This window comes from Cellulosimicrobium sp. GQ32, from assembly GCF_059758455.1.
Genome location: NZ_JCAXEP010000002.1, coordinates 458,285 through 472,410, shown reverse-complemented (window position 1 = coordinate 472,410; position 14,126 = coordinate 458,285). Strand labels below are relative to the sequence as shown.

Below are 14,126 nucleotides of genomic sequence, written 5' to 3'. Positions count from 1 at the left end.
TGCCACCGTCTCGCCACGAAGGAGCTACGAGTGAGCAGCGTCGACACGTTCGGGTCGAAGGGAACGCTGGAGGTCGGTGAGAACTCGTACGAGATCTTCCGCCTGTCCGCCGTCGAGGGTGTCGAGCGCCTCCCGTACAGCCTGAAGATCCTCGCCGAGAACCTCCTGCGCACGGAGGACGGCGCCAACATCACCGCGGACCACGTCCGTGCGCTCGCGTCCTGGGACCCGGACGCGCAGCCCGACACCGAGATCCAGTTCACGCCCGCGCGCGTGATCATGCAGGACTTCACCGGTGTGCCGTGCGTCGTCGACCTCGCCACCATGCGTGAGGCCGTCGCGGAGCTCGGCGGCGACCCGTCGCGCATCAACCCGCTCGCGCCGGCCGAGATGGTCATCGACCACTCGGTGCAGATCGACGTCGCGGGCCGCTCGGACGCGTTCGAGCGCAACGTCGAGTTCGAGTACCAGCGCAACCACGAGCGCTACCAGTTCCTGCGCTGGGGCCAGACGGCGTTCGACGACTTCAAGGTCGTCCCCCCGGGCACCGGCATCGTGCACCAGGTGAACATCGAGTTCCTGGCGCGCACGATCATGACGCGTGAGGTGGGTGGCACCCTGCGCGCGTACCCCGACACGTGCGTCGGCACCGACTCGCACACGACGATGGTCAACGGCCTCGGCGTGCTGGGCTGGGGCGTCGGCGGCATCGAGGCCGAGGCGGCCATGCTCGGCCAGCCCGTCTCGATGCTCATCCCGCGCGTCGTGGGCTTCAAGCTCAACGGCTCCATCCCTGCGGGCGTGACCGCGACGGACGTCGTGCTCACCATCACGCAGATGCTGCGCCAGCACGGCGTCGTCGGGAAGTTCGTCGAGTTCTACGGCGCGGGCGTGGCCCAGGTGCCGCTCGCGAACCGCGCGACCATCGGCAACATGAGCCCCGAGTTCGGCTCGACGGCAGCGATCTTCCCGATCGACGACGTGACGATCGACTACCTGCGCCTCACGGGCCGCAGCGACGAGCAGCTCGCGCTCGTCGAGGCGTACGCCAAGGAGCAGGGCCTGTGGCTCGACCCGGAGTCCGACAGCTACGTCGAGCCGGTGTTCTCGGAGTACCTCGAGCTCGACCTCTCGACGGTCGTCCCGTCGATCGCCGGGCCGAAGCGCCCGCAGGACCGCATCGAGCTCGGCGAGGCGAAGGAGTCGTTCGCCTCCGCGATCCTCGACTACGTCGACGCCGGCGAGGCCGCGCCGTTCACGGGCCTCGACGAGTCGGTCGAGGAGACCTTCCCCGCGTCCGACCCGATCGCTGCCGGTGCGCACGACAACGAGTCGGACCACCCGGTCGCGCCGGGCCACGCCGACAGCGCGAAGCGCCCGCACAAGGTCGTCCCGGTGACGCTCGAGGACGGCACGTCGACCGAGCTCGACCACGGCCACGTGGTCATCGCGTCGATCACCTCGTGCACCAACACGTCGAACCCGTCGGTCATGCTCGCGGCGGCGCTGCTCGCGAAGAACGCGGTGGACCGTGGCCTCGCGTCCAAGCCGTGGGTCAAGACCTCGATGGCCCCCGGGTCGCAGGTCGTGACGAACTACTACGAGAAGTCGGGCCTCTGGCCGTACCTGGAGAAGCTCGGCTTCCACCTGGTCGGCTACGGCTGCGCGACCTGCATCGGCAACTCGGGCCCCCTGGCGGACGAGATCTCCGCGACGGTGAACGAGCACGACCTGTCGGTCGTCTCGGTGCTGTCCGGGAACCGCAACTTCGAGGGGCGCATCAACCCCGACGTGAAGATGAACTACCTCGCGTCGCCGCCCCTGGTCATCGCCTATGCCCTCGCCGGCACGATGGACTTCGACTTCGACGGGGAGCCCCTGGGTACGGACCCGCACGGCGAGCCCGTCTTCCTCAAGGACATCTGGCCGTCGCCCGAGGACGTCCAGGCGACGATCGACGCGTCGATCGACCGCGACATGTTCACCAAGGACTACGCGGACGTCTTCACCGGCGACGACCGGTGGCGCGCGCTCGAGACGCCCGAGGGCGACACCTTCGCGTGGGACGCGGAGTCGACCTACGTGCGCAAGCCCCCGTACTTCGAGGGCATGGGCATGGAGCCGTCGCCCGTCACCGACATCTCCGGCGCGCGCGTGCTCGCGAAGCTCGGAGACTCGGTGACGACCGACCACATCAGCCCCGCCGGTGCCATCAAGGTGGACTCGCCGGCCGGAAAGTACCTCGCCGAGCACGGCGTCGCGCGTCGCGACTTCAACTCCTACGGCTCGCGTCGTGGGAACCACGAGGTCATGATCCGCGGCACGTTCGCGAACATCCGCCTGCGCAACCAGCTCCTGGAGAACGTCGAGGGTGGCTACACCTTCAACTTCGTCAAGGGCGCGCAGGACACGATCTACGACGCCGCGCAGGACTACGCCGCGCAGGGCACGCCGCTCGTCATCCTGGGCGGCAAGGAGTACGGCTCCGGCTCGTCGCGCGACTGGGCGGCCAAGGGCACGGCGCTCCTGGGCGTCAAGGCGGTCATCACGGAGAGCTTCGAGCGCATCCACCGCTCGAACCTCATCGGCATGGGTGTCCTGCCGCTGCAGTTCCCGGCGGGCGAGAACGCCGGGTCGCTCGGCCTCGACGGCACCGAGACGTTCGACATCGCCGGAATCACGGCGCTGAACGACGGCTCGACGCCCTCGACGGTGAAGGTCACCGCGACCAAGGGCGACGGCACGAGCGTCGAGTTCGACGCGGTCGTGCGCATCGACACCCCGGGCGAGGCGGACTACTACCGCAACGGCGGGATCCTCCAGTACGTGCTGCGCTCCCTGGTGGCGTGAGCCACCGCTAGCGCTGCGGGCCTGCCCGACGGCGCAGACGCACCCCGGCGGGGCGCTCACCTCTCGAGGTGAGCGCCCCGTCGTCGTCGGCGGGCGGTCGTGGTTGCCGAATCTGCGCGGGAGCGCCGACCTCGCACGCCACCGCCGTGCCGCGAGAGACTGGGGCATGGCGAGCGAGAGCACGACCCAGCCCACGGACGCCGACGTCGAGGCATTCCTCGCGGCGGTGGAGCACCCCGTCCGGCGCCGCGACGCGCACCGGCTCGTCGAGCTCCTGTCCCACGTCACGGGGGAGCCGCCGCGCATGTGGGGCTCGTCGATCGTCGGGTTCGGCACGTACCACTACCGCTACGCGAGCGGTCGCGAGGGCGACATGGCCACGGCGGGGTTCTCGCCGCGGAAGGCGGCGACGACCGTCTACCTCATGGACGGCGTCGACGCCCACGCCGCGTTGCTGGAGCGCCTGGGCCCGCACACCGTCGGCAAGGGCTGCGTCTACGTGAAGGACCTCGACGCCGTCGACCTCGGTGTCCTGGAGGAGGTCGTGCGGCGCTCCCACGCGACGCTCACGGGCGACCCCGAGCTCGGACGCCGGCTCTCCGGGCCGTCGGCGGGCGAGCCCTCCTGACCCGACCGCGTCGTCGGTCAGAGCGGAGCGTCCAGCGTACGGGTCCGGTCCCAGGGCTCCGTCCAGCCGAGCCGGTCGAACAGGGCGTCGAGGATCCCGCCCGTGAACCCCCAGACGAGGTGCTCGCGGCCGTCCGCCTCGACGAGGAACCCAGGACTCTTGTGCACGCGGCGGTCGCGCCGGACCGTGACCGTGCGCCGACGCTCGGGGTCGAGCAGGTCGGCGACGGAGACGCGGAAGACGTGCGCGGACTCGGCGGCGTCGACCGCGCGGACCGGCGTGGGGCGCGACCACCACGCGAGGACCGGCGTCACGAGGTGGTTGCTCACCGGCACGGGCAGCTCGCCGAGCGTGCCGAGCACGTCGACGCCGTCGGGCTCGAGGCCCGTCTCCTCCTCGGCCTCGCGCAGCGCGGCGCCGACCGGGCCGTCGTCCTCGGGCTCGAGCCGTCCTCCGGGGAAGGCGACCTGGCCGGGGTGGTGGCCGAGCGTCGCGGCGCGAGCGAGGAGGAGCACGTCGAGGTCGCGCGGCACCGAGGCCGCGGCGTGCTCGGCGGGAATCCGGTCGAGCGCGCCGAACAGCAGGAGCACGGCGGCGCCGCGGGCGTCGTCGCGCAGGGCGCCGACGGCGTGGAGCCACGGCTCGGGCCAGGCGCCGCCGTCGCGCGCGAGGGCGGCGAGCTGCTCGCGCGCGGCCGGGCGCGCGCCCGTCGTGCCGGTGGTCACCAGCTCACCGGGAGCGGGCGGCCCTCCTCGTAGCCCGCGGCGGACTGGATCCCGACGACGGCACGGTCGGCGAACTCCGCGAGGCTGGACGCCCCGGCGTAGGTCGCGGAGCTCCGCAGCCCCGACGTGATCTGGTCGAGGAGGTCCTCGACGCCCGGACGCTGCGGGTCGAGGAACATGCGCCCCGAGCTGATGCCCTCCTCGTAGAGGGCCTTGCGCGCGCGGTCGAACGGCGAGCCGCCCGCGGTGCGCGCGGCCACGGCGCGTGCGGACGCCATGCCGAAGCTCTCCTTGTAGAGCCGGCCGGTGCCGTCGTCGCGCAGGTCGCCGGGGGACTCGTACGTCCCCGCGAACCACGAGCCGATCATCACCTGCGAGGCGCCCGCGGCGAGCGCGAGGGCGACGTCGCGCGGGTGGCGGACGCCGCCGTCGGCCCAGACGTGCTTGCCGAGCTCGCGCGCCGCGGCGGCGCACTCGAGGACGGCGGAGAACTGCGGGCGCCCGACGGCGGTCATCATGCGCGTCGTGCACATCGCGCCCGGGCCGACGCCCACCTTGACGATGTCGGCGCCCGCGGCGACGAGGTCACGCACTCCGTCCGCCGTGACGACGTTGCCCGCGACGACGGGGACGTCCGGACCGACCGAGCGCACGGCGTCGAGCGCCTGGAGCATCTTGGCCTGGTGCCCGTGCGCCGTGTCGACGACGAGCACGTCGACGCCGGCCGCCAGGAGCTCCTTGGCCTTGCCGGCGACGTCGCCGTTGATCCCGACGGCGGCGCCGACGCGCAGGCGGCCCGCTGCGTCGAGCGCGGGCGGGTAGACGGACGAGCGCAGCGCGCCCTTGCGCGTGAGGACGCCGACGAGCGCACCGTCGCGCGTCACGGGCGCCACCTTGAGGCGCGCGGTGTGGAGCTGGTCGTATGCGGCTTCCAGCCCCGCGCGGCCTCCGTCGAGGACGGAGGCGTCGAGGACCAGGGGATCGGTGGTCATCACCTGGTGGACCTGGGTGAAGCGGTCGACGTCGGCGCAGTCGGCCTCCGTGACCACGCCGACCGGGCGCCCGCCGTCCACGACGACCGCGGCGCCGTGCGCGCGCTTGCCGATGAGGGTCAGGGCCGTGTGGACGGTGTCGTGCGGGCCGACGACCACGGGGGTCTCGATGACGGGGTCCTTGGACTTGACGTCGGCGACCACGTCGGCGACGACGTCGGTCGGTACGTCCTGCGGGATGATCGCGACGCCGCCACGGCGCGAGACCGTCTCCGCCATGCGACGGCCCGCCACGGCGGTCATGTTCGCGACGACGACCGGGATCGTGGTCCCCGTCCCGTCGGCGGAGGAGAGGTCGACGTCGAAGCGCGAGGTGACCTCGGAGCGCGACGGGACGAGGAACACGTCGCCGTACGTGAGGTCGGTCGCGGGGGACTGGCCGGGCAGGAAGCGCATGCACCCATCCTACGAGGTCGGGACTCGCCGTTGTCCGCAGTGCGGAAGTGAGATTCCACCATTGCGCGGTCCGTGCGTCGGGCGCCGGAGTGTGGGTCAATGGCGTGAAGGTCCCGTCGCCCCGCGCACCGCTGCGCAGGTCACCCGCCCGGACGGCCTAGAGTTGTCGGGCTGGTCGCACGGGAACGGAACGGAGCATCTGCATGAGCCTGCTTGGCACGATCACCTCGCCCGAGGACGTGCAACGGCTGACCCTCGAGCAGACGCAGGAGCTCGCCGGCGAGATCCGTGCGTTCCTCGTCGACTCCGTCTCCCGCACCGGGGGACACCTCGGCCCGAACCTCGGGGTCGTCGAGCTCACGATCGCCATGCACCGCGTCTTCTCGTCACCGACGGACACGTTCGTGTTCGACACGGGGCACCAGTCCTACGTGCACAAGCTCCTCACCGGACGCCAGGACTTCTCGGCGCTGCGCAAGCAGGGCGGCCTGTCCGGCTACCCGTCGCGTGCCGAGTCCGACCACGACGTCGTCGAGAACTCGCACGCGTCGACCGCGCTCTCGTGGGGCGACGGCATCGCGAAGGCGAACGTCGTGCGGGGTCTCACCGACCGGCACGTCGTGGCGGTCATCGGCGACGGCGCCCTCACCGGCGGCATGGCCTGGGAGGCGCTGAACAACATCGCCGAGGGCCAGGACCGGCGCCTCGTGGTCGTCGTCAACGACAACGGCCGCTCCTACTCGCCGACCATCGGCGGGCTCGCGCACCACCTGTCGACGCTGCGCACCACGCACGGCTACGAGAACTTCCTCCAGTGGGGCAAGCGCACGCTCAACCGGTCCGGCGCGCCGGGTCGGTTCGCCTACGAGTGGCTGCACGGCCTGAAGAAGGGCCTCAAGGACGTCGTCGCCCCGCAGGGGATGTTCGAGGACCTCGGCATCAAGTACGTCGGCCCCGTCGACGGCCACGACGTCGAGGCCATGGAGCACGCGCTGCGCCGGGCCAAGGCGTACGGGGCGCCCGTGATCGTGCACGCGATCACCGAGAAGGGGCGCGGGTACACGCCCGCCGAGCAGGACGTCGCCGACCGCTTCCACGCCGTCGGGAAGATCCATCCCGAGACCGGCCTCCCCGTCGCGCCGTCCCGTTTCGGCTGGACGAGCGTCTTCGCGGACGAGATCGTGCAGATCGGACGCCGCCGGTCCGACGTGGTCGCGATCACCGCGGCCATGCTCGAGCCGGTCGGCCTCAAGCCGTTCGCCCAGGCGTTCCCGGAGCGCACGTTCGACGTCGGGATCGCCGAGCAGCACGCGGCCACCTCCGCGGCGGGCATGGCGTTCGCGGGGCTGCACCCCGTCGTCGCCGTGTACGCGACGTTCCTCAACCGCGCGTTCGACCAGGTCCTCATGGACGTGGCGCTGCACAAGGCCGGCGTGACGTTCGTCCTCGACCGCGCGGGCATCACGGGCGACGACGGCGCGAGCCACAACGGCATGTGGGACATGGCGATGCTGCGCGTCGTGCCCGGTCTGCGGCTCGCCGCGCCGCGCGACGAGGAGACGCTGCGGACGGCGCTGCGCGAGGCCGTGGACGTGGACGACGCCCCCACGGTCGTGCGCTACCCCAAGGGGGCGCTCGGGGACCCGCTGCCCGCCGTCGACACGGTGGACGGCGTGGACCTGCTCGCGGTGCCGGGCGAGGCGCCGGCGACCGCTCCGCAGGCCTCCGGCCCCCGCGCTCGGGTCCTGCTCGTCGGCCCCGGATCCATGGCGCGGGTCGTGCTCGACGCGGCGGAGTCGCTCACGGCCCACGGGGTCGACGTCACCGTCGCGTCCCCGACCTGGGTCCTGCCGATGCCGAGCGCGCTCGTCAAGCTCGCCGGCGAGCACGACCTCGTCGTGAGCGTCGAGGACGGCGTCGCCGACGGCGGCGTGGGCGCCCTCCTCGCCCAGCGCTCGCTCGAGGGCGGCGTCCGCACGCCGGTGCACGCGCTCGGGCTGCCCGCCCAGTTCTTGGACCACGCGACCCGGGACCAGGTCGCGTCGGCCAACCGGCTCACGTCGGCCGACGTCGCGCGCGACGTCCTGGACGCGCTCGCCGCGCTCACGCGCGGCTGAGCCGTCGGCGTCGGGGCGCCCGCCGCGGACGTCCGGGCGGCGCCCGGGTCGTCCGCGCTAGGGTCCGGGCGTGATCTGGCTCCTGGACCTCGACAACACGCTCGTCGGCCGCGACGACGCGTTCGCCGCCTGGGCGGCCGACGCCGTCGCGCGCGCCGGACGCGCCGCCTCCGACCTCGCCGCGATCGTCGCCGCCGACCAGGGAGGCTTCGCGGTCAAGACCGACGTGGCGCGCGTGATCGTCGACCGCCTCGGCTGGGACGAGGACCTGCTCGCCGCGGTCGACCGCTTCCGCGCCGGGATCCTCGACCACGTCCGCGCGTACGACGGCGTGCTCGCCCTGCTCGACGCGCTGCGCGCCGACGGCGACGCGGTCGTCGTGGTGACGAACGGGACGTCCGCGCAGCAGCGCGGCAAGCTGGCCCGCTGCGGGATCGAGGCGCACGTCGACGCCGTCGTCGTGTCGGGCGAGGAGGGCGTGGACAAGCCGGACCCGCGGCTCCTGGAGGTCGCGCTCGAACGGGTCGGCGCGGCCGACGCCGACCGTGCGCAGGTCTGGATGGTCGGGGACGCGGCGCACGCCGACGTCGCCGCCGGCCGGGCCGCCGGCACGCGCACCGGCTGGGTCTCCCACGGGCGCGCGTGGACGGGCGGGCCGCTGCCCGACGTCCTGGGGGCGACGGTGCACGACGTCGTCGCCTGCGCCCGGGAGGCGGCGCTCACCGCGCCGTAGTGCGCGCCGGCGCACGGCCGCCGGCTCACCGCCGGGCCGGGCGTCAGGAGTGCGTGACCTCGACGGCCTGCTCGACGACCGCACGCAGGTCGCCGCCGGACGCGGCGTGCCACGCGCGCTGGCGCTGGGCACCGTTCCCGCCCGCCCAGAGGCGCCCGAGGAGCTCCGTCACGGCGTCGAGGTCGCCCGCGTCGACGAGCGCGTCCCGCACGTGCGCGACGAGCAGCCCGACGACGTCGTGCGCCGGAGCGGGGCGCCACGTGAGCGGGGAGACCAGGTCCTCCTCGAGGCCCGAACGCCCGGCGCGCCACGACGCGGTCCGCAGGATCTCGGGGCGCAGCTCCGGAGGCGCGACGCCGTCCGCGGCCTCGCGCGCCGCCGTCTCGACGAGGCCGCGGCTGAGGGCTGCCAGGAGCGTCGCCGTGTCGGGGTCGAGGCACACGTCGGCGACGCGGATCTCGACCGTCGGGTAGCGCGAGGACAGCCGCGCGTCGAAGTAGACCATGTTCTCGTCGAGGATCGTGCCGGTCGCGACGAGCCCGTCGACGGCCGCCCGGTATGCCTCGGGCGTGCCGAACGCCCGGGTCGGGCCCGAGGTGGGCCAGCGGGACCAGACCTGGGACCGGAAGCTCGCGTACCCGCTGTCCTGGCCCTGCCAGAACGGGGAGTTGGTGCTCAGCGCGAGGAGCGTGGAGAGCCACGGCCCGATGCGGTCGAGGACGGCGACGCCCTCGGTGTCGTCCGCGACGGCGACGTGCACGTGGCACCCGCTCGTGAGCTGCTCGCGCGCCGTGAGGCCGAACGCGGCGCGCGCCTCGAGGTAGCGCAGGCGGGACACCGTCGTGCCCTCGAACGGGAGGGGAGACGTCGAGAGCGCGGCGACCCGGGCGCCGACGCGGTCCGCGGCCTCCTGGGCGCGGCGACGGCCCTCGCGGATCTCCGTCGCGAGGTCGTCGAGCTCGCGACGCGGGTGCGTCGCGGTCTCGAGCTGCTCCTCCATGAACTCCGACTCGAGCGAGCCGGTCCCGCCGCCCTTGTCGTCGGTGCCGGACGCCTCGAGGGCCTCCGCGGCCCGGGCTACCGGATGCCCGTCGTCGCCGACGAGCAGGAACTCTTCCTCGACCCCTACGGTGCGCTTCACCCGGGCAGTCTCACACGGAAGCCGGGAGCACGTCGGGCGAGGGTGTGACGCGCGTCCGTGTCGTACGTCACGGGCGCGTGCTGCCGCGGTCGTCGCGGGGTTCCCAGCCCTTGTGAAGGTCATCACAAGGGCTGGTCGCGAGGGGATGTCGATGGGGCGGGAACCGCGAGATATCAACGATCTTGCGGGGTCCCGCCCGGCTCGGGACCTAGGTCCCCGGACACCCCGAAACTCCTCCGCGGGGAGCGTCGTGAACCTAGCCTGGAGGTGGCGAAGGAGCCCGTCGGAACCTCGGTCGAGGGCCTCCACCCGAGGCCTCGCGAGACCGGCGGGTCCGGCCGGCGCGCGGACCCGCGCGTCAGGCACGAGGGAGGTCCAGATGACCAGCGTTTCCGAGGCACCCGGCACGACGAGCGGCGGCCGTGCGGTGGAGAGCAGCGTCGACCCGCAGCACGACACCGCGCACGTCCCCGCGTGGGAGGGCTTCACCGACGGCCCGTGGCGCGACACGGTCGACGTGCGCGACTTCATCCAGCGCAACTACCGCCCGTACACGGGCGACGCGTCGTTCCTCGCCGGCCCCACGGAGCGCACGACGGGCATCTGGAGCACGCTGTCCGCCATGTTCCCGGAGGAGCGGGAGATGGGGATCTACGACGTCGACACCCACACGCCCGCCGGCATCACGGCGCACGCGCCGGGCTACATCGACAAGGCGCACGAGGTGATCGTCGGTCTCCAGACCGACGCCCCGCTCAAGCGCGCGATCATGCCGAACGGCGGCTGGCGCATGGTCGAGGGCGCGCTCCAGACCTACGGCTACGAGGTCGACGAGACCCTGCGCAAGGTCTTCACCGAGTACCGCAAGACGCACAACCAGGGCGTGTTCGACGTCTACCCGCCGAACGTGCGCGCAGCCCGCAGCTCGCACATCATCACGGGCCTGCCCGACGCCTACGGCCGCGGCCGGATCATCGGCGACTACCGCCGCGTCGCGCTCTACGGCGTGGACGCGCTGATCGCCGCGAAGAAGCTCGACAAGCTCGGGCTCGACACGCAGCCCTTCAGCGAGAAGGTCGTGCGCGAGCGCGAGGAGCACGCGGAGCAGATCCGCGCGCTGGGCGAGCTCAAGGAGATGGCCGCCTCGTACGGCTACGACATCTCCGGGCCCGCGACGTCGGCCCGCGAGGCCGTGCAGTGGCTCTACTTCGCCTACCTCGCCGCGGTGAAGGAGCAGAACGGCGCCGCGATGTCGCTCGGCCGCACGTCGACGTTCCTCGACGTGTTCATCGACCGTGACCTCGAGGCCGGCCGCATCACGGAGTCCGAGGCGCAGGAGATCATCGACGACTTCGTCATCAAGCTGCGCATCGTGCGGTTCCTGCGCACGCCCGAGTACGACGCCCTGTTCTCCGGCGACCCGACATGGGTCACCGAGACGATCGGCGGCATGGGCGAGGACGGGCGCCCGCTCGTCACGAAGAACTCGTTCCGGTTCCTCCAGACGCTCTACAACCTCGGCCCGGCACCCGAGCCGAACATGACGGTCTTCTGGAGCCCGGAGCTGCCGCAGGGCTTCAAGGACTACTGCGCGCAGGTCTCGATCGACACCTCGGCCGTGCAGTACGAGTCGGACGAGCTCATCCGCCAGCACTGGGGCGACGACGCGGCGATCGCGTGCTGCGTGTCCCCGATGCGGGTCGGCAAGCAGATGCAGTTCTTCGGCGCTCGCGTGAACCTCGCCAAGACGCTGCTCTACGCGATCAACGGCGGCCGCGACGAGATCTCCGGCAAGCAGGTCTCGCCCGTGGCGGCGCCCGTCGAGGGCGACGTGCTCGACTTCGACGACGTCATGGCGAAGTTCGACGCGACGATGGACTGGCTCGCCGAGACCTACGTCGAGGCGCTCAACTGCATCCACTGGTCGCACGACAAGTACGCGTACGAGCGCATCGAGATGGCGCTGCACGACAAGGACGTGCTGCGGACCATGGCGTGCGGCATCGCGGGCCTGTCCGTCGCGGCGGACTCGCTGTCGGCGATCAAGCACGCGAAGGTCTCCGTCGTCCGCGACGAGCGCGGGATCGTCGTCGACTACGTGACGGAGGGCGAGTACCCGACCTTCGGCAACGACGACGACCGGGCCGACGCGATCGCCGTCGACCTCGTCGAGCGGTTCATGGCGAAGGTGCGCACGCACCCGACCTACCGCGACGCGGTGCCGACGCAGTCGGTGCTGACCATCACGTCGAACGTCGTGTACGGCAAGGCGACGGGCAACACGCCCGACGGTCGTCGCGCCGGCGAGCCGTTCGCCCCCGGCGCCAACCCCATGAACGGGCGCGACACGCACGGCATGCTCGCGTCGGCGTTGTCGGTGGCCAAGCTGCCGTACGACGAGGCGCAGGACGGCATCTCGCTGACCAACACGGTCGTGCCGAGCGGCCTCGGGCGCACCAAGGAGGAGCAGGTCACCAACCTCGCCGGCCTCCTGGACGCCTACATCGGGTCCGAGGGGTACCACATGAACGTCAACGTGCTGAACCGCGAGACGCTCCTGGACGCCATGGACCACCCGGAGAACTACCCGCAGCTGACGATCCGCGTGTCCGGTTACGCGGTGAACTTCGTCCGCCTCACGCGCGAGCAGCAGCTGGACGTGCTCTCGCGCACCTTCCACGGCGCGCTCTGACGAACGCTGAGGAGCCGACCATGACCGTCATCCTTCCCGGCCCCGCCGTCCGCACGTCGCGCGGGTGCGGCGTCGCCGGGGGCACCCTGCCCGACGACGCCACGCGCCTCGACGTGCCGGGCGCCCCGACCTCGGCGGCCGAGCCCGCGGCGTCGGGCACGCCTGTGGGCCACGCCCGCCGGGCGGGCGCGGGCCTGGACGGGCTGACGGTCGTGGACGTGGACCGGGTCGACAAGCTCGCGGCGATGCGCGCGGGCGAGCTCGGCTCGGTCCACTCCTGGGAGCTCGTCACCGCCGTGGACGGGCCGGGGACCCGGCTCACCGTGTTCCTCAACGGGTGCCCGTTGCGGTGCCTGTACTGCCACAACCCCGACACGTTCGCGATGAAGGACGGTCGGCCGGTCACGGCAGACGAGCTCCTGGGGCGGGTCAAGCGCTACCTGCCCGTCTTCCGGGCCACCCACGGCGGGCTCACGCTCTCCGGCGGCGAGGTGCTCATGCAGCCCGCGTTCGCGGCGCGCGTCCTGCGCGGTGCGAAGGCGATGGGCGTGCACACCGCGCTCGACACGTCGGGATTCCTCGGCGCGAACGCGACCGACGCGATGCTCGACGACACCGACCTCGTGCTGCTCGACGTGAAGTCCGGCGACCCGGAGACCTACAAGAGGGTCACGAGCCGCGACCTCGAGCCGACCCTGCGGTTCGGGCGGCGGATCGCCGAGCGCGGGCTCACCGGCCACGCGCCCGAGGTGTGGGTGCGCTTCGTGCTCGTCCCGGGCCTCACCGACGACCCGGACAACGTCGAGAAGGTCGCCGCGTACACGGCGTCGCTCAACGCGATCCGGCCCGGCACGGTGACGCGCGTCGAGGTGCTGCCCTTCCACCAGATGGGCCGCGACAAGTGGGACGCGCTCGGGCGCACGTACGAGCTCGACGACACGCCCGCCCCCTCGGCCGAGCTCACCGAGCGCGTGCGCGACCAGTTCCGCGCCCACGGTTTGACGACGTACTGACCCGACCTGCCGACGAGCGCCCGCTCGCCGAGACATGAGAAGTGGCCCCGGACCGCGAAGATCCCGGGGCCACTTCTCACGTCTCGGCGGGTTCGCGCCCCCCGGGGCGGGGTCGGGTCGTAGGGTGCGCGGGTGCCTGCAGCGACCGTCGACGCCCACGACCCCCGATGGACCGACTGCGGGAGGCGGTGGACCGAGCGCGTCGCCGACGCGTTCGCCGACCTCGCGAGCCCGAACGGCGCGGGCCGGGTCGTCGTCGAGCACGTCGGGTCGACGGCCGTCCCCGGGCTCGCGGCGAAGCCGATCATCGACCTCCAGGTGCGCGTCGCGCCGCTGCCCTCCGAGGCGGAGCTCGACGCCGCGCTCGGGCCGCTCGGGTTCTCGATCGAGCGCGGCGCGCGCCCCGACTCGCCCGGCGTGTACCGGGACGTACCGCGGCCGGGCGCCGACCCCGCCCCGGAGCTCTACGCCAAGCGCCTGCTCACCCGCCCCGGTGGCGAGGGCGATCTGCCCGTCATCCTGCACGTCCGACGCCTCGACTCGCCGTTCGCCGCGTACGTCGTCGCGTTCCGTGACTGGCTGCGTGCCGTCCCCGCCGAGGCCGCGGCGTACGAGGCGACGAAGCGCAGCCTCGCCGCGCGCCACGCGGACGCCGACGACTACGACGACTACACGCGCGACAAGACGGCGTTCCTCGACGCGGCGCAGGGCCGGATGGAGCGCTGGCTCGCCGCGCGCGCCGACGCGGAGGCCCTCCCGTGAGCGGCCCGGTTCTTTGC

10 protein-coding genes are annotated in these 14,126 nt (G+C 72.7%); 7 read left to right on the top strand and 3 right to left on the bottom strand.

Features of this window, described 5'->3' with window-relative positions:
- The first annotated feature begins 30 nt into the window (after window positions 1-30).
- Together AC6CH9_RS05885 and AC6CH9_RS05880 are read left to right on the top strand one after the other, a co-directional pair.
- Window positions 31-2,850, top strand: a complete 2,820-nt coding sequence (locus tag AC6CH9_RS05885) for an aconitate hydratase (protein WP_498154062.1) — start codon at window positions 31-33, stop codon at window positions 2,848-2,850.
- A gap of 166 nt (window positions 2,851-3,016) precedes the next feature.
- Window positions 3,017-3,478, top strand: coding sequence for a DUF1801 domain-containing protein (locus tag AC6CH9_RS05880; RefSeq protein WP_498154061.1), 462 nt, complete (start codon window positions 3,017-3,019; stop codon window positions 3,476-3,478).
- Between the two features lie 17 nt (window positions 3,479-3,495).
- Here AC6CH9_RS05880 and AC6CH9_RS05875 read toward each other — a convergent pair whose 3' ends face one another.
- Both AC6CH9_RS05875 and AC6CH9_RS05870 read right to left on the bottom strand, forming a co-directional pair.
- A complete protein-coding gene (locus AC6CH9_RS05875) occupies window positions 3,496-4,203 on the bottom strand; it encodes an NUDIX hydrolase (protein WP_498154060.1) in 708 nt (235 codons plus the stop codon).
- Window positions 4,200-5,651: a GuaB1 family IMP dehydrogenase-related protein gene (locus tag AC6CH9_RS05870; protein WP_498154059.1), complete on the bottom strand. Its 1,452-nt coding sequence runs from the start codon at window positions 5,649-5,651 to the stop codon at window positions 4,200-4,202. The genes AC6CH9_RS05875 and AC6CH9_RS05870 overlap by 4 nt, the downstream gene beginning before the upstream one ends.
- Before the next feature lie 203 nt (window positions 5,652-5,854).
- Between AC6CH9_RS05870 and dxs the strand changes: the two genes are divergently transcribed.
- Both dxs and AC6CH9_RS05860 read left to right on the top strand, forming a co-directional pair.
- Window positions 5,855-7,768, top strand: coding sequence for a 1-deoxy-D-xylulose-5-phosphate synthase (dxs, locus tag AC6CH9_RS05865; RefSeq protein WP_498154058.1), 1,914 nt, complete (start codon window positions 5,855-5,857; stop codon window positions 7,766-7,768).
- 70 nt (window positions 7,769-7,838) lie between these two features.
- Entirely contained in the window at window positions 7,839-8,501 is a 663-nt protein-coding gene (locus AC6CH9_RS05860; protein WP_498154057.1) for an HAD family hydrolase, read from the top strand.
- Between the two features lie 43 nt (window positions 8,502-8,544).
- On the opposite strand, the gene AC6CH9_RS05855 is transcribed toward AC6CH9_RS05860, so the two are convergent.
- Window positions 8,545-9,642 (bottom strand): carboxylate-amine ligase, encoded by a 1,098-nt coding sequence (locus tag AC6CH9_RS05855; RefSeq protein ID WP_498154056.1) that lies wholly within the window; start codon window positions 9,640-9,642, stop codon window positions 8,545-8,547.
- 379 nt (window positions 9,643-10,021) lie between these two features.
- Between AC6CH9_RS05855 and pflB the strand changes: the two genes are divergently transcribed.
- The 3 genes from pflB to AC6CH9_RS05840 all read left to right on the top strand — a co-directional run bounded on the left by pflB (window position 10,022) and on the right by AC6CH9_RS05840 (window position 14,109).
- A complete protein-coding gene (gene pflB / locus AC6CH9_RS05850) occupies window positions 10,022-12,334 on the top strand; it encodes a formate C-acetyltransferase (protein ID WP_498154055.1) in 2,313 nt (770 codons plus the stop codon).
- Window positions 12,335-12,354: 20 nt separating this feature from the next.
- Complete coding sequence (gene pflA, locus AC6CH9_RS05845; RefSeq protein ID WP_498154054.1) at window positions 12,355-13,347, top strand: pyruvate formate-lyase-activating protein; 993 nt, start codon at window positions 12,355-12,357, stop codon at window positions 13,345-13,347.
- 132 nt (window positions 13,348-13,479) lie between these two features.
- Window positions 13,480-14,109 (top strand): GrpB family protein, encoded by a 630-nt coding sequence (locus AC6CH9_RS05840; RefSeq protein WP_498154053.1) that lies wholly within the window; start codon window positions 13,480-13,482, stop codon window positions 14,107-14,109.
- Window positions 14,110-14,126 lie beyond the last annotated feature (17 nt).

Bases quoted from the DNA above. Each gene is read 5' to 3' on its own strand.
- pflA (WP_498154054.1), top strand. From the start codon at position 12,355: ATGACCGTCATCCTTCCCGGCCCCGCCGTCCGCACGTCGCGCGGGTGC.
- dxs (WP_498154058.1), top strand. From the start codon at position 5,855: ATGAGCCTGCTTGGCACGATCACCTCGCCCGAGGACGTGCAACGGCTG.
- AC6CH9_RS05880 (WP_498154061.1), top strand. From the start codon at position 3,017: ATGGCGAGCGAGAGCACGACCCAGCCCACGGACGCCGACGTCGAGGCA.
- pflB (WP_498154055.1), top strand. From the start codon at position 10,022: ATGACCAGCGTTTCCGAGGCACCCGGCACGACGAGCGGCGGCCGTGCG.
- AC6CH9_RS05870 (WP_498154059.1), bottom strand. From the start codon at position 5,651: ATGCGCTTCCTGCCCGGCCAGTCCCCCGCGACCGACCTCACGTACGGC.